The organism is Salmonella sp. SAL04157 (assembly GCF_046551635.1).
Taxonomy (GTDB): domain Bacteria; phylum Pseudomonadota; class Gammaproteobacteria; order Enterobacterales; family Enterobacteriaceae; genus Salmonella; species Salmonella enterica.
On record NZ_JBGDVS010000005.1, the window covers coordinates 298,361 to 318,579 of the forward strand.

Genomic DNA, 20,219 nt, shown 5'->3' on the forward strand with positions numbered 1-20,219 from the left:
TATTCACTTTTGGCACGAATGGTCATTGCGTCGTGAATGGTGCGGTTGGACAATGTTACCGATAACAGTTACCCGTAACAAATTTTGCAACTTGTAGAGTGGGGGCCCGCTTTGAGCACGACTAATCATGATCACCACGTTTACGTTCTGATGGGCGTATCAGGCAGCGGTAAATCCGCTGTCGCAAGCGCCGTGGCGCATCAGCTTCATGCCGCGTTTCTGGACGGCGATTTTCTGCATCCGCGCTGCAATATTGAAAAAATGGCCTCCGGCGAGCCGTTGAATGATGATGACCGCAAACCGTGGTTACAGGCGCTGAACGACGCCGCTTTCGCGATGCAGCGAACCAATAAAATCTCGCTGATCGTCTGTTCCGCACTGAAAAAACACTATCGTGACCTGCTGCGCGAGGGAAACCCGAACCTCTCCTTTATCTATCTGAAAGGTGATTTCGACGTCATTGAAAGCCGTCTGAAAGCGCGCAAAGGTCATTTCTTCAAAACCCAGATGCTGGTGACGCAGTTTGAAACGCTGCAAGAGCCGGGTGCCGACGAACGCGATGTTCTGGTGGTGGATATCGACCAGCCGCTGGAAGGCGTCGTGGCGAGCACCATTGAGGTCATCAATAAAGGCAGTACGCTGTGAGTACATTAACACTGGTTTTAACCGCCGTCGGTTCCGTCTTACTGCTGCTGTTTTTGGTGATGAAGGCGCGTATGCACGCCTTCGTCGCGTTAATGGTCGTCTCGATGGGCGCGGGGCTTTTTTCAGGGATGCCGCTTGATAAAATCGCCGCGACCATGGAAAAAGGGATGGGCGGCACGCTGGGCTTCCTGGCGATTGTGGTCGCGCTGGGGGCGATGTTCGGTAAAATTCTGCATGAAACCGGCGCGGTCGATCAGATAGCCGTCAAGATGCTTAAATCCTTTGGTCATAACCGCGCGCACTATGCGATTGGCCTGGCCGGGCTGATTTGCGCGCTTCCGCTGTTCTTTGAAGTGGCGATTGTGCTGCTGATAAGCGTGGCGTTCTCTATGGCGCGTCATACCGGCACAAACCTGGTGAAGCTGGTCATTCCGCTGTTTGCGGGCGTGGCGGCAGCCGCGGCGTTTTTGTTGCCTGGGCCTGCGCCGATGCTGCTGGCTTCTCAGATGCATGCTGATTTCGGCTGGATGATCCTGATTGGGCTGTGCGCTGCCATTCCGGGCATGATTATCGCCGGGCCGCTGTGGGGGAATTTTATCAGCCGTTACGTTGAGCTGCGTATTCCTGACGACATTACCGAGCCGCATCTGGGTGAAGGTAAAATGCCTTCTTTCGGCTTCAGCCTGTCGCTGATCCTGCTGCCGTTGGTGCTGGTAGGACTGAAAACGATCGCCGCGCGTTTTGTGCCGGAAGGTTCCACCGCTTACGAATGGTTTGAGTTTATCGGCCACCCCTTCACTGCGATTCTGGTCGCTTGTCTGGTAGCGATTTACGGCCTGGCGATGCGTCAGGGGATGCCGAAAGACAAAGTGATGGAAATCTGCGGCCACGCGCTGCAACCGGCGGGCATTATTCTGCTGGTGATTGGCGCAGGCGGGGTGTTCAAACAGGTACTGGTTGACTCCGGCGTCGGCCCGGCGCTGGGCGAAGCGTTAACCGGTATGGGACTGCCGATTGCCATTACCTGCTTTGTGCTGGCGGCGGCGGTGCGCATCATTCAGGGTTCCGCGACCGTGGCGTGTTTAACCGCGGTCGGTCTGGTGATGCCGGTCATAGAGCAACTGAATTTCTCCGGCGCGCAGATGGCTGCGCTCTCTATCTGTATCGCCGGCGGTTCAATTGTGGTTTCTCATGTTAACGACGCTGGCTTCTGGCTGTTCGGTAAATTTACCGGCGCGACCGAAGCACAGACGCTGAAGACCTGGACGATGATGGAAACTATCCTCGGCACGGTCGGCGCGATTGTCGGGATGATTGCTTTCCAACTGCTGAGCTGAGTCTTGTTGCCCGGTGGCGCGGTGCTTACCGGGCCTGGAAACGGGCACATATCGACACCGTAAGCCGGGTAAGGCGTAATCGCTACCCGGTTTTTTTATTGAGGTGTGCATGGCAATCGCCCAACGACGTTTTGCCTCGCCATGTTTCAGTACGCGCATAAAAGCAGGCAAATTTCTACGCTGATCCATAATTAGGATCAATAAAACAGCGACGGAAATGATTCCCTTCCTAACGCAAATTCCCTGATAATCGCCACTGGACTTTCTGCTTGCGCGGTAAGGCAGGATAAGTCGCATTACTGATGGCTTCGCTATCATTGATTAATTTCACTTGCGACTTTGGCTGCTTTTTGTATGGTGAAGGATGCGCCACAGGATACTGGCGCGCATACACAGCACATCTCTTTGCAGGAAAAAAACGCTATGAAAAATGTTGGTTTTATCGGCTGGCGCGGAATGGTCGGCTCTGTTCTCATGCAACGCATGGTAGAGGAGCGCGATTTCGACGCTATTCGCCCTGTTTTCTTTTCTACCTCCCAGTTTGGACAGGCGGCGCCCACCTTCGGCGACACCTCCACCGGCACGCTACAGGACGCTTTTGATCTGGATGCGCTAAAAGCGCTCGATATCATCGTGACTTGCCAGGGCGGCGATTATACCAACGAAATTTATCCAAAGCTGCGCGAAAGCGGATGGCAGGGTTACTGGATTGATGCGGCTTCTACGCTGCGCATGAAAGATGATGCCATTATTATTCTCGACCCGGTCAACCAGGACGTGATTACCGACGGCCTGAACAATGGCGTGAAGACCTTTGTGGGCGGTAACTGTACCGTTAGCCTGATGTTGATGTCGCTGGGCGGTCTCTTTGCCCATAATCTCGTTGACTGGGTATCCGTCGCGACCTATCAGGCCGCCTCCGGCGGCGGCGCGCGCCATATGCGCGAGCTGTTAACCCAAATGGGTCAGTTGTATGGCCATGTCGCCGATGAACTGGCGACGCCGTCTTCCGCAATTCTTGATATTGAACGCAAAGTTACGGCATTGACCCGCAGCGGCGAGCTGCCGGTGGATAACTTTGGCGTACCGCTGGCGGGAAGCCTGATCCCCTGGATCGACAAACAGCTCGATAACGGCCAAAGCCGCGAAGAGTGGAAAGGCCAGGCGGAAACCAACAAGATTCTCAATACCGCCTCTGTGATTCCGGTTGATGGTTTGTGTGTGCGCGTCGGCGCACTGCGCTGTCACAGCCAGGCGTTCACCATTAAGCTGAAAAAAGAGGTATCCATTCCGACGGTGGAAGAACTGCTGGCGGCACATAATCCGTGGGCGAAAGTGGTGCCGAACGATCGTGATATCACTATGCGCGAATTAACCCCGGCGGCGGTGACCGGCACGTTGACTACGCCGGTTGGTCGTCTGCGTAAGCTGAACATGGGGCCAGAGTTCTTGTCGGCGTTTACCGTAGGCGACCAGTTGTTATGGGGCGCCGCCGAGCCGCTGCGTCGAATGCTGCGCCAGTTGGCGTAGTAGCTATTGCAGCGCTTATCGGGCCTGCGTGTGGTTCTGTAGGCCGGATAAGGCGTGTCAGCGCCGCCATCCAGCAATATCCGCCAGATAAGGTGTAGTCGGCAAGCAGACGTCAGATTGATATGTAGGGTGCATCGTCACCCTTTTTTTTGCGTAATACAGGAGTAAACGCAGATGTTTCATTTTTATCAGGAGTTAAGCAGAGCATTGGCTATTCTTTAAGGGTAGCTTAATCCCACGGGTATTAAGCCTAACCTGAAGGTAGGACGACGCAGATAGGATGCACAGTGTGCTGCGCCGTTCAGGTCAAAGAAGTGTCACTACCTGATGTTGAATTCAGTGAGATGGAGTGACGCCACAAAACAGGATGACAAACCATGTCCAGTCGTATCGATAGAGACGTGATTAATGCGCTAATTGCAGGACATTTTGCGGACCCTTTTTCCGTACTCGGAATGCACCAGACCCAAGCCGGACTAGAAGTCCGCGCCCTATTACCTGACGCCACCGACGTATGGGTGATTGAACCCAAAACCGGACGTAAAGTCGGCAAACTGGAATGTCTCGACGCTCGCGGTTTTTTCTGCGGCGTTTTACCCCGACGTAAAAATTTCTTTCGCTATCAGCTCGCCGTGACCTGGCACGGACAGCAGAACCTCATCGACGATCCTTACCGTTTTGGTCCATTAATACAGGAAATGGATGTCTGGCTATTGTCGGAAGGCACCCACCTGCGTCCTTATGAAACGCTGGGCGCGCACGCCGATACGATGGATGGCGTCACCGGCACCCGTTTCTCCGTCTGGGCGCCTAATGCTCGTCGCGTTTCGGTTGTCGGGCAATTCAACTATTGGGATGGGCGTCGTCACCCGATGCGTCTGCGCAAAGAGAGCGGTATTTGGGAGCTGTTTATCCCCGGCGCGCATAATGGACAACTGTATAAATTCGAGCTGCTTGATGCGAATGGTAATCTGCGCATTAAAGCCGATCCCTATGCTTTTGAGGCGCAGATGCGTCCGGAAACGGCGTCGATGATTTGCGGACTGCCGGAGAAAGTGACGCCAAGCGAAGAACGACAAAAAGCCAATCAGTTTGATGCGCCGATCTCGATTTATGAGGTGCATTTAGGTTCATGGCGCCGCCATACGGATAACAATTTCTGGCTGAGCTATCGTGAACTGGCGGATCAGCTTGTGCCTTACGCCAAATGGATGGGCTTTACGCACCTTGAACTCTTGCCGGTCAACGAACATCCGTTTGACGGCAGTTGGGGCTACCAGCCGACCGGCCTCTACGCGCCGACCCGCCGCTTTGGTACGCGGGACGACTTCCGCTATTTCATCAATGCGGCCCATGCGGCGGGCCTTAACGTCATTCTCGACTGGGTGCCGGGCCATTTCCCGTCCGATGAATTTAGCCTCGCGGAGTTTGACGGCACCCACCTCTATGAGCACAGCGATCCGCGCGAGGGCTATCACCAGGACTGGAATACGCTGATCTACAACTATGGTCGTCGTGAAGTCAGTAATTATCTGGTGGGCAACGCCCTGTACTGGATGGAGCGTTTTGGGATTGATGCGCTGCGTGTCGATGCGGTGGCCTCTATGATCTACCGCGACTACAGCCGCAAAGAGGGCGAGTGGATACCGAACGAGTTCGGCGGTCGTGAAAACCTGGAAGCCATTGAGTTTCTGCGTAATACCAACCGCATTATTGGCGAGCAGGTGCCCGGCGCGGTCAGCATGGCGGAAGAGTCGACAGACTTCTCTGGCGTGACGCGTCCACCGGAAACGGGCGGCCTGGGGTTCTGGTACAAGTGGAACCTGGGCTGGATGCACGACACGCTGGACTATATGAAGCTGGACCCAGTGTACCGCCAGTATCATCACGACAAGCTGACCTTTGGTATGTTGTACAACCATACCGAAAACTTTGTTCTGCCGCTGTCGCACGATGAAGTGGTTCACGGCAAGAAATCCATTCTCGATCGTATGCCGGGCGATGCGTGGCAAAAATTCGCCAACCTGCGCGCCTACTATGGCTGGATGTGGGCCTTCCCCGGCAAGAAACTGCTGTTTATGGGGAATGAGTTTGCCCAGGGACGCGAGTGGAACCATGACGCCAGCCTCGACTGGCACTTGCTGGAGGGGGGCGATAACTGGCACCACGGGGTTCAGCGTCTGGTACGCGATCTCAACCACACCTATCGCCACCATAAAGCGTTGCATGAGCTGGATTTTGATGCTTACGGCTTTGAGTGGCTGGTGGTCGATGACAATGAACGCTCGGTACTGATTTTTGTACGCCGTGATAAAGCCGGTAACGAGATCATCGTCGCCAGCAACTTTACGCCCGTTCCTCGCCACGACTACCGTTTTGGCATCAACCAGCCGGGACGCTGGCGTGAAATTCTCAATACTGATTCGATGCATTATCACGGTAGCAACACCGGCAACGGCGGCGTGGTGCACAGCGATGAGATCGAAAGCCATGGCCGTCAGCACTCTCTTAGCCTGACGTTACCGCCGTTGGCGACGATCTGGCTGATGCGGGAGGGGGAATGACGCAGCTTGCGATCGGCGAAGCAACGCCGCATGGCGCAACGTATGACGGTCATGGCGTGAATTTCACGCTCTTTTCCGCCCATGCGGAGCGCGTAGAGCTGTGCGTTTTTGATTCCCGAGGGAATGAGCGCCGCTATGACCTGCCAGGACGTCGCGGCGATGTCTGGCATGGTTATCTGGCAGGCGCCAGGCCTGGTTTGCGCTATGGCTATCGCGTACATGGCCCGTGGCAGCCAGCGCAGGGGCATCGGTTTAATCCGGCGAAGTTACTGCTTGATCCTTATGCGCGCCGGGTGGAGGGCGAACTAAAAGATCATCCGCTGTTGCACGGCGGACACGATGAACCGGATTACCGCGATAACGCGGCGGTGGCGCCGAAAAGCGTGATAATCAGCGACCATTATGACTGGGAAGATGACGCCGCGCCGCGCACGCCGTGGGGAAAAACGGTCATCTATGAAGCGCATGTCAAAGGGCTGACCTACCTGCATCCGGAACTCCCCCAGGAGATACGCGGCACCTATAAAGCGCTCGGTCATCCGGTCATGGTGGCGTATTTCAAACAGCTTGGCATTACGGCGCTGGAACTGTTGCCGGTGGCGCAGTTTGCCAGCGAGCCGCGCCTGCAACGTATGGGACTGACCAATTATTGGGGTTATAACCCGATGGCGATGTTCGCGCTGCATCCCGCCTGGGCCAGTTCGCCCGAGACGGCGCTGGACGAGTTTCGCGACGCGGTGAAAGCGCTGCATCGCGCGGGGATTGAGGTCATTCTGGACATCGTATTAAACCATAGCGCCGAGCTGGATCTGGACGGTCCAACCTTCTCCCTGCGCGGAATTGATAACCGTAGCTATTATTGGATAAGGGACGATGGCGATTATCACAACTGGACGGGGTGCGGCAACACGCTCAATTTAAGCCATCCTGGCGTGGTGGAATACGCGTGCGAGTGTTTGCGCTATTGGGTGGAAACCTGTCATGTCGATGGTTTTCGTTTTGATTTGGCGTCCGTCATGGGGCGCACGCCGACGTTTCGCCAGGATGCGCCGCTGTTCGCCGCGATTAAAGCGTGTCCTGTGTTATCAACGGTCAAGCTGATTGCTGAACCGTGGGATATTAGCGAGGGCGGCTATCAGGTCGGGAATTTTCCGCCACCGTTTGCCGAGTGGAACGATCATTTTCGCGATGCGGCCCGCCGATTCTGGTTGCCGCGTAACCTGACGACGGGGGAATTTGCCTGTCGTTTCGCCGCTTCCAGCGATGTGTTTAAACGCAATGGCCGCACGCCCGGCGCCTCTGTCAATCTGCTCACGGCGCATGACGGTTTTACGCTCCGGGACTGCGTCTGTTTCAATCAGAAACACAATGAGGCGAACGGTGAGGAAAATCGCGACGGCACCAACAGCAATTACAGCGACAATCATGGTAAAGAAGGATTAGGCGGTCCGCTTGATTTAATGGAGCGGCGGCGCGACAGCATTCATGCCCTGCTGGCGACGCTACTGCTCTCTCAGGGAACGCCGATGCTGCTGGCAGGCGATGAACATGGCCATAGCCAGCACGGCAACAATAACGCCTACTGTCAGGATAATGCCTTAACCTGGCTGGACTGGCAGCAGGCAAACCGTGGGTTAACCACGTTTACCGCCGCGCTGATTCGTTTGCGTCAGCAGATACCGGCTTTAACCGGCAATAGCTGGTGGGAAGAAGGCGATGGCAACGTGCGTTGGCTGAATAAAAACGCGCAACCCTTGAGTGCGGATGAGTGGCAAAACGGGCCTAAGCTGATGCAAATTCTGTTGTCGGACCGTTTTCTGATTGCGATAAATGCCACGCTTGAGGTGACAGATATAGTTTTACCCGAAGGGGAATGGCGCGCCGTTCCCCCATTCGCTGGAGAGGATAATCCGGTGATAACGGCGGTCTGGCAGGGACCTGCGCATGGACTGTGTGTGTTCCAGAGAGGATAAAAAAGGAGTTAATCATGGTGAGTTTAGAGAAGAACGATCGTGTAATGTTGGCGCGCCAGCTGCCACTGAAATCTGTTGCCCTAATCCTGGCTGGCGGCCGCGGCACGCGTCTAAAAGATTTAACGAACAAACGCGCCAAACCAGCCGTCCACTTTGGTGGGAAGTTCCGCATCATCGATTTCGCCTTATCTAATTGTCTGAACTCCGGGATTCGCCGTATCGGCGTGATCACTCAGTATCAGTCCCACACGCTGGTGCAGCACATTCAGCGCGGCTGGTCACTGTTTAGCGAAGAGATGAACGAATTTGTCGATCTGCTGCCAGCTCAACAGCGTATGAAGGGCGAAAACTGGTATCGCGGCACGGCAGACGCGGTGACCCAGAACCTGGATATTATTCGTCGCTATAAAGCGGAATATGTCGTCATCCTGGCAGGCGATCATATCTATAAGCAGGACTACTCGCGTATGTTGATCGATCACGTTGAAAAGGGCGCGCGTTGCACGGTGGCCTGTATGCCGGTGCCGATCAAAGAAGCGACGGCATTCGGCGTGATGGCGGTCGATGAAAGCGACAAGATTATTGATTTTGTCGAAAAACCGGCGAATCCCCCCGCAATGCCTGGTGACGCCAGCAAATCGCTGGCCAGTATGGGCATTTACGTTTTTGACGCCGATTACCTGTATGAATTGCTGGCGGCAGACGATAAAGATGACGCTTCCAGCCACGATTTCGGTAAAGACATTATCCCCAAAATCACCCGAGAAGGTATGGCTTACGCGCATCCTTTCCCGCTCTCCTGCGTGCAGTCCGATCCGCAAGCCGAACCGTACTGGCGCGATGTAGGTACGCTGGAAGCTTACTGGAAGGCGAACCTGGATTTAGCCTCGGTGACGCCGGAGCTGGATATGTATGACCAGAACTGGCCTATTCGTACGCATATGGAATCGCTACCGCCTGCGAAATTCGTGCAGGACCGCTCCGGTAGCCACGGTATGACGCTGAACTCGCTGGTCTCCGGCGGCTGCATTATCTCCGGTTCGGTGGTGGTGCAATCTGTGCTCTTCCCACGGGTGAGAATAAATTCTTTTTGTAATATTGATTCGGCAGTGTTGTTACCTGAGGTTTGGGTAGGACGCTCCTGCCGTTTACGTCGCTGTGTTATTGACCGTGCCTGTATTATCCCGGAAGGCATGGTGATTGGTGAAAATGCGGAAGAGGACGCTCGTCGTTTCTACCGTTCAGAAGAAGGTATTGTACTGGTCACGCGTGAAATGCTGCGCAAACTGCAGGTCAAACAGGAGCGATAATGCAGGTTTTACATGTATGTTCAGAGATGTTCCCCCTGCTGAAGACTGGGGGTCTGGCGGATGTGATAGGCGCGTTGCCTGCGGCACAAATTGCGGATGGTGTTGATGTTCGCGTTCTGCTTCCAGGGTTTCCCGATATCCGTCGGGGGATACCCGACGCGCATGTGGTGAGCCGCCGCGATACTTTCGCAGGTAAGATATCGCTGCTGTTCGGGCATTATAACGGCGTGGGCATTTATCTGATCGACGCGCCGCATCTGTACGAGCGTCCAGGCAGTCCCTATCACGATACGAATTTATATGCCTATACCGATAACGTGCTGCGCTTTGCCCTGTTAGGGTGGGTCGGCTGTGAAATGGCCTGCGGACTTGATCCATTCTGGCGCCCCGACGTGGTGCACGCCCATGACTGGCACGCCGGGCTGGCGCCCGCCTATCTGGCAGCGCGCGGGCGGCCGGCGAAATCGGTCTTTACCGTACACAACCTGGCCTATCAAGGCATGTTTTATGCAAAGCATATGGATGACATCGAACTGCCGTGGTCATTCTTTAATATGCATGGGCTGGAGTTCAACGGACAACTCTCCTTTTTGAAGGCCGGTTTGTACTATGCCGACCATATTACGGCGGTGAGCCCGACCTATGCGCGTGAAATTACTGAACCGCAGTTTGCTTATGGTATGGAAGGGCTGCTGCGCCAGCGTCATCTGGAAGGGCGCTTGTCCGGCATACTGAACGGCGTGGATGAGAAGATCTGGAACCCGGAATCCGATCTGCTGCTGGCGTCGCGCTACACGCGCGATACCCTGGAAGAGAAGGCGGAAAACAAACGTCAGCTACAAATTGCGATGGGGTTGAAGGTTAACGACAAAGTGCCGCTGTTCGCCGTGGTAAGCCGTCTGACCAACCAGAAAGGTCTGGATCTGGTGCTGGAGGCGTTACCGGGGCTGCTGGAGCAGGGCGGGCAGTTGGCGCTACTCGGCGCGGGCGATCCGGTGCTTCAGGAAGGGTTCCTCGCGGCGGCGGCGGAACACCCAGGGCAGGTTGGCGTACAGATCGGCTATCACGAAGCTTTCTCGCATCGCATTATGGGCGGCGCGGACGTTATTCTGGTGCCCAGTCGTTTCGAACCGTGCGGCTTAACGCAGTTATATGGCTTAAAGTATGGCACGCTGCCTCTGGTGCGGCGTACCGGGGGGTTGGCCGATACGGTCTCCGACAGTTCGCTGGAAAATTTGGCGGACGGTATCGCCAGCGGTTTTGTCTTCGAAGACAGTAACGCCTGGTCGTTGCTACGCGCGATTCGGCGTGCTTTTGTGTTGTGGTCACGGCCTTCGCTTTGGCGGTTTGTACAACGGCAGGCGATGGCGATGGATTTTAGCTGGCAAGTTGCCGCGAAATCATACCGCGAGCTGTACTATCGCTTGAAATAGTCATCCAGGAATCATTTATATGAATGCTCCGTTTACTTATGCATCGCCCACACTCAGCGTTGAGGCGCTTAAGCATTCTATTGCCTATAAGCTGATGTTTACGATTGGTAAAGACCCGGTCATTGCCAATAAACATGAATGGCTGAACGCCACATTGTTCGCGGTGCGCGATCGTCTGGTGGAGCGCTGGCTGCGTTCTAATCGAGCCCAATTATCGCAGGAAACCCGGCAGGTTTATTACCTGTCGATGGAGTTTTTGATTGGTCGTACCCTCTCTAACGCGCTGCTCTCGCTGGGCATTTATGACGACGTTAAAGGCGCGCTGGAGGCCATGGGCTTAGATCTCGAAGAGCTGATCGATGAAGAGAATGACCCAGGGCTTGGCAACGGCGGCTTAGGACGGCTGGCGGCTTGCTTCCTGGACTCGCTGGCGACGCTAGGATTACCGGGTCGCGGGTATGGCATTCGCTACGATTACGGCATGTTTAAGCAGAATATTGTCGACGGGCGGCAAAAAGAATCTCCGGATTACTGGCTGGAATATGGCAACCCGTGGGAGTTCAAGCGCCACAATACGCGCTATAAGGTGCTTTTTGGCGGGCGCATTCAGCAGGAAGGTAAAAAAGCACGCTGGATTGAGACGGAAGAGATTCTGGCCGTCGCGTATGATCAGATCATCCCCGGTTACGACACCGACGCCACTAACACACTGCGGCTGTGGAATGCGCAGGCCAGTAGTGAAATCAACCTCGGTAAATTCAACCAGGGCGACTACTTTGCGGCGGTGGAAGATAAAAACCACTCTGAGAACGTTTCACGGGTGCTCTACCCGGACGATTCCACCTATTCCGGACGCGAGCTACGCCTGCGCCAGGAGTATTTTCTGGTCTCGGCGACAGTGCAGGATATCCTGCACCGTCATTATCAACTGCATAAAACCTATGAGAATCTGGCGGATAAAATCGCCATTCACCTCAATGATACGCATCCGGTGCTGTCAATTCCGGAGCTGATGCGCCTGCTGATTGATGAACATAAATTTAGCTGGGACGACGCGTTTGAGGTGTGCTGTCAGGTCTTCTCTTATACCAACCATACGTTGATGAGCGAGGCGCTGGAAACCTGGCCCGTCGATATGCTGGGGAAAATTCTGCCCCGTCACCTGCAGATTATCTTCGAGATTAACGACTATTTCCTGAAAACGTTGCAGGAGCAATATCCCAACGATACCAGCCTGCTTGGACGAGCGTCGATTATTGATGAGTCGAACGGCCGCCGGGTACGGATGGCCTGGCTGGCGGTGGTGGTCAGCCATAAAGTCAACGGCGTTTCTGAACTCCATTCCAACCTGATGGTGCAGTCGCTGTTCGCGGATTTTGCGAAGATTTTCCCGACCCGTTTTTGTAACGTCACTAACGGCGTTACGCCGCGCCGCTGGCTGGCGTTGGCAAACCCGCCGCTGTCTGACGTGCTGGATGAGAATATTGGTCGTACCTGGCGTACCGATCTTAGTCAGCTCAGCGAGCTGAAACAGCATTGTGATTATCCGCTGGTCAATCATGCGGTGCGTCAGGCGAAGCTGGAAAATAAAAAACGGCTGGCGGTAGTGATAGCGCAACAACTGAATGTGGTGGTAAACCCTAAAGCGTTATTTGACGTGCAGATTAAGCGTATTCACGAATACAAGCGGCAGTTGATGAACGTACTGCATGTCATTACCCGCTATAACCGCATTAAAGAAAATCCGGAGGCCGACTGGGTGCCGCGGGTGAATATTTTTGCCGGTAAGGCGGCTTCCGCCTATTACATGGCAAAACACATTATTCATCTGATCAACGACGTGGCGAAAGTGATTAACAACGATCCGCAGATTGGCGACAAGCTGAAAGTGGTGTTTATCCCGAACTACAGCGTCAGCCTGGCGCAGGTGATCATTCCCGCTGCCGACCTGTCTGAGCAGATTTCGCTGGCAGGAACAGAAGCTTCCGGCACCAGTAATATGAAATTTGCCCTGAACGGCGCGCTCACCATTGGTACGCTGGATGGCGCGAACGTAGAGATGCAGGAGCATGTCGGCGAGGAGAATATCTTTATCTTCGGTAATACTGCCGAAGAGGTGGAAGCGTTGCGCAGGCAGGGTTATAAGCCTCGCGACTATTATGAAAAAGATGAAGAGCTACATCAGGTACTGACGCAGATTGGTAGCGGCGTCTTTAATCCGGAAGAGCCAGGCCGTTACCGCGATCTGGTAGATTCGCTGATTAACTTTGGCGATCACTATCAGGTGCTGGCGGACTACCGCAGCTACGTGGACTGCCAGGATAAGGTGGATGAGTTGTATCGTCGCCCGGAAGAGTGGACGACGAAAGCGATGCTCAACATTGCCAATATGGGCTACTTTTCATCGGACAGAACCATCAAAGAGTATGCCGAAAATATCTGGCATATTGATCCGGTGCGGTTGTAAATCCCGATGCCGGCGGCGCTTCGCTTGCCCGGCCTACGTTTATGTATCCTTGTAGGCCGGATCAGGCGTTAGCCGCCATCCGGCATTTTTCTCAGGACGCCAGTGAAAGCTGGTGTTTCTCAACATACGCTGCCAGCCACTGAGTGATGCGGGACTGCTGTTCGGCGGTCAGCCACATGCCTTCTTTGGTGCGACGCCAGATAGCATCTTCAGTACGGCGCACCCATTCGTGATCCACCAGGTACTTGAGTTCTGCTTCGTAAAACTCATGACCGAAATCTTCGCCTAAATCAAGCAGCGACGTGGCTTCGCCGAGAATCCACTCCGTGTTGCTACCGTAAGTGCGCGAATAGTGGCGCGCCAGCGATTCCGTCAGGAACGGATAACGACGACGCAGCTTCGCCGCGTAATCTTCGCGGCTGCCGTCGATGTTGCCGCCGGGCAGTACGCACGTTTTGGTCCATGCCGGCCCGATGCCTGGATAATAAGACGCCAGTTTTTCCATCGCGTGTTCGGCCAGCTTACGGTAGGTCGTGAGCTTACCGCCAAACACGGAAAGCAGCGGCGCTTTGCCGTTTTCATCATGGATATCCAGGGTATAATCGCGAGTGATCGCCTGTGGTGAGTCGGACTCATCATCGCACAGCGGACGGACGCCGGAGTACGTCCAGACGATGTCATCGCGCCCCAGTTGTTTCTGGAAGTGCGCGTTATAGACCTTCAACAGGTAATTAATTTCGCTCTCTTCGATTTTTACCGCTTTCGGATCGCCTTTATATTCGACATCGGTTGTGCCAATGATCGAAAACTCCTCCATCCACGGAATGACAAAGACGATACGTTTATCTTCGTTTTGCAGAATATACGCCTGCTTCTGATTATGGACGCGCGGCACGACGATATGGCTGCCTTTGATCAGGCGGATGCCATACGGTGACGGCAGATGCATCCCTTCGTCGAAGAACTGTTTGACCCACGGTCCGGTGGCGTTAACCAGTCCGCGCGCCTGCCAGACATATTTTTTACCGGTGTCGATATCTTCCGCTTCGACAATCCACAGGCCATTTTCCCGACGAGCGGCGGTTGCGCGAGTACGGGTAAGGACTTCGCCGCCTTTACGCACCACCATCTGTGCGTTAGCCAGCACCAGACGCGCATCGTCTACCCAACAGTCGGAGTATTCGAATCCGCGCACGATTTCAGGTTTGAGTACCGAATCTGCGCCAAACCGCACACCGGTGGAACCGGGTAAACTGGTACGTTTGCCGAGGTGATCGTACATAAACAGACCGATACGGATCATCCAGGCCGGACGTAAATGCGGGCGGTGCGGCAGACGAAAACGCATCGGGAAGGCGATGTGCGGCGCCATTTTCAACAGCACTTCACGTTCTGCCAGCGCTTCGCTGACCAGACGGAACTCGTAGTGTTCAAGGTAGCGTAAGCCGCCGTGGATAAGTTTCGAACTGGCGGAAGAGGTTGCGCAGGCCAAATCCTGCGCTTCCAGCATGAGTACGGACAAACCGCGTCCGGCGGCATCAGCCGCGATGCCTGCACCGTTAATGCCCCCGCCTATCACGATCAGATCTTTGGTTTCCATGCTGCCCTCTTGCACTTTCGTTAAAGTTCAAAAATGTTCGTTATCGAACATAATAGCAAAGAAACGCGCTATTGGTAACATCGAAAAAACATTTTAGAGTGATATGTATAACATTATGGCGTTAAGCTACTCCGTCAACGTACACTGGGCGATAAAATGCCTTAATTGGCTTCACCGGCAATAATGAAAGAGCGATTCATGGAACAATTTGAATGTATCACTGTAGAAGAGGCGTATCAGAAACTGCACCAGGGCGCGGCGGTGCTGGTCGATATTCGCGATCCGCAAAGTTATGCCATGGGTCATGCGCCGCAGGCGTTTCACTTGACTAACGATACGCTGGGCGCGTTTATGCGTGAGCATGGTTTCGATACCGCCGTGATGGTAATGTGCTATCACGGCAACAGTAGTAAAGGCGCCGCGCAGTATCTGCTCCAGCAAGGCTATGATGCGGTTTACAGCATTGACGGCGGGTTTGAGGCCTGGCATCGCCGTTTCCCTGCCGATGTCGCGAATGGCGCGTAATCCCATAAAGATGCAGCCTCCGACGAGAAGGGTATATATACTGTCTTCTTTTGTATGGACTAAGCGACAGCAATAATGTTGATGATTACTTCCTTTGCGAATCCTCGCGTGGCGCAGGCATTTGTTGATTACATGGCCACCCAGGGCGTCATTCTTACTATTCAACAACATAATCAAAGCGATATCTGGTTGGCAGATGAATCGCAGGCCGAACGTGTGCGGGTCGAGCTGGCGCGGTTTATAGAAAATCCCGGCGATCCGCGTTATCTGGCGGCTAGCTGGCAGTCCGGGCAGACGAACAGCGGGCTACGCTACCGCCGTTTTCCCTTTCTCGCCACGCTGCGTGAACGAGCCGGCCCTGTTACCTGGATCGTGATGCTCGCCTGCGTGCTGGTCTATATCGCGATGAGTCTCATCGGCGATCAGACGGTGATGGTGTGGCTGGCGTGGCCGTTCGATCCGGTTTTAAAATTTGAAGTCTGGCGCTACTTCACCCATATCTTTATGCACTTCTCACTGATGCATATTCTTTTTAACCTGCTGTGGTGGTGGTATCTCGGCGGGGCGGTAGAGAAGCGCCTGGGCAGCGGTAAATTAATAGTCATTACGGTGATAAGCGCGCTGCTAAGCGGCTATGTACAGCAGAAATTTAGCGGCCCGTGGTTTGGCGGGCTGTCTGGCGTCGTCTATGCGCTGATGGGTTACGTGTGGCTGCGCGGAGAGCGCGATCCGCAAAGCGGAATTTATCTCCAGCGCGGCTTAATTATTTTTGCATTAATGTGGATAGTCGCTGGTTGGTTTGACTGGTTTGGCATGTCTATGGCGAACGGCGCGCACATCGCCGGGCTTATCGTCGGTTTAGCGATGGCCTTTGTTGATACGCTGAATGCGCGAAAACGAACGTGAGGCGTATCCGGCCTGTGGTCGAGATATTTTTCCAGGCCGGGTAGGGCGAATGCCGCTATCCGGCGCAAGGTTGGTTACTTTCAGAGATTATTCATGAAACAAACACAACGGCATGACGCGATCATTGAACTGGTGAAAAAACAGGGGTACGTCAGTACGGAAGAGCTGGTGGAGCATTTTTCTGTCAGCCCGCAAACCATTCGTCGGGATCTTAACGATCTGGCGGAACAGAATATGATTTTGCGCCACCACGGCGGCGCGGCGTTGCCCTCCAGCTCGGTGAACACGCCGTGGCACGATCGTAAGGCGACGCAAACGGAAGAAAAAGAGCGCATCGCTCGCAAAGTCGCGGCCCAGATCCCCAATGGTTCAACGCTGTTTATTGATATCGGCACGACGCCGGAAGCCGTAGCGCACGCCCTGTTAGGGCACAGTAATTTGCGGATCGTGACCAACAATTTGAACGTAGCGAACACGCTAATGGCGAAAGAGGATTTTCGTATTATCCTCGCCGGCGGCGAACTCCGCAGCCGCGACGGCGGCATTATTGGCGAAGCGACGCAGGACTTTATCGCCCAGTTCCGTCTCGATTTCGGCATTCTCGGTATTAGCGGTATTGATAGCGACGGCTCGTTGCTGGAATTTGACTATCATGAGGTACGCACCAAGCGCGCGATTATCGAAAATTCGCGCCATGTGATGCTGGTGGTGGATCACTCTAAATTTGGCCGTAACGCGATGGTAAACATGGGCAGCATTAGTATGGTCGATGCGGTCTACACCGATACCCTGCCGCCGCCGGGCGTGATGCAGGTGATTGCCGACCACCATATTCAATTAGAGCTGTGCTAAAGAGACTGTCTTATCAGGCCTAACTCTGCGCGTGATCGTAGGCCTGATAAGCTCATCAGGCACACGTCAAACCCCGTACCCCATCATCTTCAGCAACTGCTGCGCGTGCTGTACCGCGTCCTGACGGTGCGCGACGCCGAGTTTCTGGTAGAGGTTGCGGATATGCGTCTTAATGGTGGTCGCGGCCACCGCCAGTTCGCCGGCAATCTGTTCGTTGCTGTAACCGGAATAGATAAGCCCTAACACCTGCCATTCACGCTGGGTGAGCGGGCTGGTGCGAATAAGCTCCGGGACATCCGGATGGTTAAGCAGGCGCTCGACGAAGCCCTCGTCAAAATGGGCGAATTTATGCCGGTGATGTTGGTTAATCTCTCGCAGGATGCGCTGCGCGCGATGCTGCTCCATCTCCGGCAGCGTATTGAGCTGGATAAGCTGACGCAATTGTTGCGCCATGGCTTCGCCTTCAATCACAAAATGGCTGATAAATCCGGTGCGGTTGGCGAGCTGTAAGGCATCAAGCAATACGCGCTGGGCGTCGTTTTTCCGCCCGGATTGCCAGTAAAGCTGATTGAGTAACAGCAGATTGCGGTTTAAATCGCTCATTAAGCGCAGGCTACGGGCATTCTCATTTAACTCTTCCAGCACGATTTCCGCAGGCTCGAATTCGCCCAGCAGGATCTGCGCGCGGGCGATATTGCGCCATTGCCCTTGCAGAAAATGGTTATTGGCAAACGCCGGTTTGGGCGTATGACGTAACCAGTTGGCGGCGGATTTTTTGTCGCCGGTTAACTGCCAGTAAATGACACGCACCTTATCGGCGTTAGAGATCCAGTCGCAGTGATAACGACCATTGCCTAATAAATTTTCCAGTCGGTTAAGCTGACTACGGGCATTATCCAGATCGCCGCGCGCCAGCGAGCACTGCACCAGTAACGTCAGGCACTGCAACTGTTGTTGCGGCTGGAAGGTGGACAGCACAGCGATACCGCTGCGCGCCGAGGCTTCCGCTTCGTCAAGGCGCGCCCACGCCCACAGCAATTGCGCGCGGATACGTACCAGAAACTCATGCATCGGCAGTTGTTCCAGATGTTGCTCTTTGATCAACTGGAAGGCTCTCTCCTGCGTTTCCCATGCGGCCTGCAGGAATCCCTGGGCGAACTGAATTTCACTTTGTTGAATTAAGCTCCATAGCGCGTAATGCCAGACGTCATGATGGCGCGCCATTTGTTCGGTTTGCTGCATCAGCGATAAAGACTGGCTGAGATCGCCTTTACAGTGCAGCACTTCGCCGTGAACGGAGGTCGCGACAATGCGGCTATAAAACCAGGCGAGAGGAAGCTCATCCAGCGCCAGTTTCGCCAGCCGCTCTGCCTCTTCCGGATTGCCGTCGTTGATGGCGACCTGAGCGCGCAGCGCGTTAAATTCAGCATGCAGCGTGCCGTCCATGACCCCTTTGATCTCTTGCTCGGCGCGCGCCAGCAACGTATTCACTTCGCTGTAGCGGTGTTGGCTTTGCATCAGCCAGGCCTGTAACAACACCAGCCGCGGATTTTCCAGCAGGCTTTCCCACGGCAGCGCTTTTAATGACTCTTCCAGCAGCGCCAGTTCACTGTGATTAAACAGCCCCCACGCATGATTAAGCAGGATATCGCGCAGCATTTGCGCGTCACCCGCCGCCAGCGCATGATGTATAGCTTCGCTGGGAAAACCTTGTTCCATCCAGCTTTCTGCGGCCGCGCGGTGGATCTCCGGCAGTTCCGCCGCCAGTTCCCACTGGCAACGCTGGCGCAGAAAGCTACCAAACAACGGGTGATAGCTAAACCACTCGCCCGTGTCGTCCATGCGTTGTAGGAATAACCCCTGGCGCTCAATCTCCTCCAGCCGCATCTGGCCGTTTTCTTCGCCGGTCACACGCACGATCAACGCGTCATTCATTGAGCGTAAGATCGCGCTTTTAAGTAAAAAATGTCGGGTGCTGACATCCACGTTATCCAGTACTTCGTCCACCAGATAATCAGAAAGGTGGCTGGCATTAATCCCGGCAAGACGGCGGGCGGAGTGATGCGCAGAGGTATGGTTCTGGCGCGCGGAGAGGGCGATCAACTGTAGCGCAGTGGCCCAACCGGCAACATCGTCGCACATGCGGCTGCTCTCAGCGGCTTCAATGGGCGACGAAAGACGACGGTCAAAAAATTGCTTTGCTTCCTGATGGTTAAAAGCCAACTGCTGGCTACCGATTTCCAACAGCTGATCGCGCACGCGCAGGTTAGCGATGCCCAGTTGCGGTAAATTACGCGATAACACCACCAGGGTGAAATTTTCCGGCTGATGACGTAAGAAAAAGCGCATCGCGTCGTGAATCACCGGATTGGTAATCAAATGGTAGTCGTCAATCACCAGATAAAGCGGGCGATGCCACTGCGCCAGTTCAATAAAGAGCTGTGCGAAGAGGGACGTCAGGCTGGCGTACTGACGTTTTTGCGCCATCGCTTCGCTGGTAGAGCAGTGTCCGCCGGTGGCCTGTTGGATTGCGGCAATTAAGTAACTGGCGAACCGCTCTTGCTGGTTATCGCCTTCGTCGAGAGAGTACCAGCCTAATTCATTTTTGCCCGCCGCCCACTGTGAGACAAGCGTGGTTTTCCCATAGCCAGCAGGACTGGTTACCAGGGCGAGCCTGAAATTGTTCGCGCCGGAAAGTTTAGCCAACAGCCGCTCACGAACCACGGTATGGTCGAGACGAACCGGACGACTTAATTTAGACGGAATCAACATAGCAATCACTTCACTGTGGGAAATGGGGGGAACTGCGATTTTTTTTGCGCTTCGTAATTAATAGATATAAGGTCGGCCAGAAAGCATTTTAATGCAAGCTAAGCAGACTTTTTATGTGTCTGAATTTGCACTCTGTCACAATTCTAAATAACGGTATTAAAAAAGTATTCAGCGCGGTTGAAACGAGCGTCAGAGCTGGGCTGAGGTCATATTTTCGTTATTGTAAATAATGTCCTGGACATGATGCGGATTTAACACAATGACGATACCAGGCGTTTAATTAATTATGTTTAGTTAGTGAATCT

At 54.3% G+C, this 20,219-nt stretch carries 13 protein-coding genes and 1 pseudogene; 11 read left to right on the forward strand and 3 right to left on the reverse strand.

The window, feature by feature from the left end; translation table 11 throughout:
• The first annotated feature begins 111 nt into the window (after nt 1–111).
• Nucleotides 112–645, forward strand: coding sequence for a gluconokinase (gntK, locus tag ACLJRE_RS13760; protein WP_000108342.1), 534 nt, complete (start codon nt 112–114; stop codon nt 643–645).
• Nucleotides 642–1,982 carry a gluconate transporter gene (gene gntU / locus ACLJRE_RS13765; RefSeq protein WP_000105950.1) on the forward strand — a complete coding sequence of 447 codons (1,341 nt, stop codon included), beginning with the start codon at nt 642–644 and terminating at the stop codon, nt 1,980–1,982. Before gntK ends, gntU begins: the two co-directional genes overlap by 4 nt.
• Before the next feature lie 114 nt (nt 1,983–2,096).
• Here the strand turns inward: gntU and ACLJRE_RS13770 are convergent.
• Nucleotides 2,097–2,171 (reverse strand): annotated as a pseudogene (locus ACLJRE_RS13770) (MarC family protein); the annotation flags it as partial.
• A gap of 234 nt (nt 2,172–2,405) precedes the next feature.
• Here ACLJRE_RS13770 and asd point away from each other — a divergent pair.
• The 6 genes from asd (at nt 2,406) to glgP (ending at nt 13,259) form a co-directional block, all read left to right on the forward strand.
• Nucleotides 2,406–3,512 carry an aspartate-semialdehyde dehydrogenase gene (asd, locus tag ACLJRE_RS13775; protein WP_000799940.1) on the forward strand — a complete coding sequence of 369 codons (1,107 nt, stop codon included), beginning with the start codon at nt 2,406–2,408 and terminating at the stop codon, nt 3,510–3,512.
• Nucleotides 3,513–3,889: 377 nt separating this feature from the next.
• Nucleotides 3,890–6,076 (forward strand): 1,4-alpha-glucan branching enzyme, encoded by a 2,187-nt coding sequence (gene glgB / locus ACLJRE_RS13780; RefSeq protein ID WP_000098558.1) that lies wholly within the window; start codon nt 3,890–3,892, stop codon nt 6,074–6,076.
• The gene (gene glgX, locus ACLJRE_RS13785; protein ID WP_410957413.1) at nt 6,073–8,049 is read left to right on the forward strand and encodes a glycogen debranching protein GlgX; all 1,977 of its coding nucleotides are present in this window, start codon (nt 6,073–6,075) and stop codon (nt 8,047–8,049) included. Before glgB ends, glgX begins: the two co-directional genes overlap by 4 nt.
• 14 nt (nt 8,050–8,063) lie before the next feature.
• A complete protein-coding gene (glgC, locus tag ACLJRE_RS13790) occupies nt 8,064–9,359 on the forward strand; it encodes a glucose-1-phosphate adenylyltransferase (RefSeq protein ID WP_000253995.1) in 1,296 nt (431 codons plus the stop codon).
• Nucleotides 9,359–10,792 (forward strand): glycogen synthase GlgA, encoded by a 1,434-nt coding sequence (gene glgA / locus ACLJRE_RS13795; RefSeq protein ID WP_001197669.1) that lies wholly within the window; start codon nt 9,359–9,361, stop codon nt 10,790–10,792. Before glgC ends, glgA begins: the two co-directional genes overlap by 1 nt.
• A gap of 19 nt (nt 10,793–10,811) precedes the next feature.
• Complete coding sequence (gene glgP / locus ACLJRE_RS13800) at nt 10,812–13,259, forward strand: glycogen phosphorylase (protein WP_000993424.1); 2,448 nt, start codon at nt 10,812–10,814, stop codon at nt 13,257–13,259.
• Between the two features lie 91 nt (nt 13,260–13,350).
• Here glgP and glpD read toward each other — a convergent pair whose 3' ends face one another.
• A complete protein-coding gene (glpD, locus tag ACLJRE_RS13805) occupies nt 13,351–14,859 on the reverse strand; it encodes a glycerol-3-phosphate dehydrogenase (RefSeq protein WP_023212579.1) in 1,509 nt (502 codons plus the stop codon).
• 198 nt (nt 14,860–15,057) lie between these two features.
• Here glpD and glpE point away from each other — a divergent pair, with 198 nt between their 5' ends.
• The 3 genes from glpE to ACLJRE_RS13820 all read left to right on the forward strand — a co-directional run bounded on the left by glpE (nt 15,058) and on the right by ACLJRE_RS13820 (nt 17,142).
• Nucleotides 15,058–15,384, forward strand: a complete 327-nt coding sequence (gene glpE / locus ACLJRE_RS13810; RefSeq protein ID WP_000434523.1) for a thiosulfate sulfurtransferase GlpE — start codon at nt 15,058–15,060, stop codon at nt 15,382–15,384.
• 75 nt (nt 15,385–15,459) lie between these two features.
• Nucleotides 15,460–16,290 carry a rhomboid family intramembrane serine protease GlpG gene (glpG, locus tag ACLJRE_RS13815; protein ID WP_023212578.1) on the forward strand — a complete coding sequence of 277 codons (831 nt, stop codon included), beginning with the start codon at nt 15,460–15,462 and terminating at the stop codon, nt 16,288–16,290.
• 93 nt (nt 16,291–16,383) lie between these two features.
• Nucleotides 16,384–17,142, forward strand: coding sequence for a DeoR/GlpR family transcriptional regulator (locus tag ACLJRE_RS13820; protein WP_000815084.1), 759 nt, complete (start codon nt 16,384–16,386; stop codon nt 17,140–17,142).
• Nucleotides 17,143–17,208: 66 nt separating this feature from the next.
• Here ACLJRE_RS13820 and malT read toward each other — a convergent pair whose 3' ends face one another.
• Complete coding sequence (malT, locus tag ACLJRE_RS13825) at nt 17,209–19,914, reverse strand: HTH-type transcriptional regulator MalT (protein ID WP_000907030.1); 2,706 nt, start codon at nt 19,912–19,914, stop codon at nt 17,209–17,211.
• Nucleotides 19,915–20,219: the final 305 nt, after the last annotated feature.

Coding starts and splice junctions, on each gene's coding strand:
- glgA (WP_001197669.1), top strand. CDS start 9,359: ATGCAGGTTTTACATGTATGTTCAGAGATGTTCCCCCTGCTGAAGACT.
- asd (WP_000799940.1), top strand. CDS start 2,406: ATGAAAAATGTTGGTTTTATCGGCTGGCGCGGAATGGTCGGCTCTGTT.
- glgC (WP_000253995.1), top strand. CDS start 8,064: ATGGTGAGTTTAGAGAAGAACGATCGTGTAATGTTGGCGCGCCAGCTG.
- glpG (WP_023212578.1), top strand. CDS start 15,460: ATGTTGATGATTACTTCCTTTGCGAATCCTCGCGTGGCGCAGGCATTT.
- glpD (WP_023212579.1), bottom strand. CDS start 14,859: ATGGAAACCAAAGATCTGATCGTGATAGGCGGGGGCATTAACGGTGCA.
- ACLJRE_RS13820 (WP_000815084.1), top strand. CDS start 16,384: ATGAAACAAACACAACGGCATGACGCGATCATTGAACTGGTGAAAAAA.
- glgB (WP_000098558.1), top strand. CDS start 3,890: ATGTCCAGTCGTATCGATAGAGACGTGATTAATGCGCTAATTGCAGGA.
- glgP (WP_000993424.1), top strand. CDS start 10,812: ATGAATGCTCCGTTTACTTATGCATCGCCCACACTCAGCGTTGAGGCG.
- malT (WP_000907030.1), bottom strand. CDS start 19,914: ATGTTGATTCCGTCTAAATTAAGTCGTCCGGTTCGTCTCGACCATACC.
- glgX (WP_410957413.1), top strand. CDS start 6,073: ATGACGCAGCTTGCGATCGGCGAAGCAACGCCGCATGGCGCAACGTAT.
- glpE (WP_000434523.1), top strand. CDS start 15,058: ATGGAACAATTTGAATGTATCACTGTAGAAGAGGCGTATCAGAAACTG.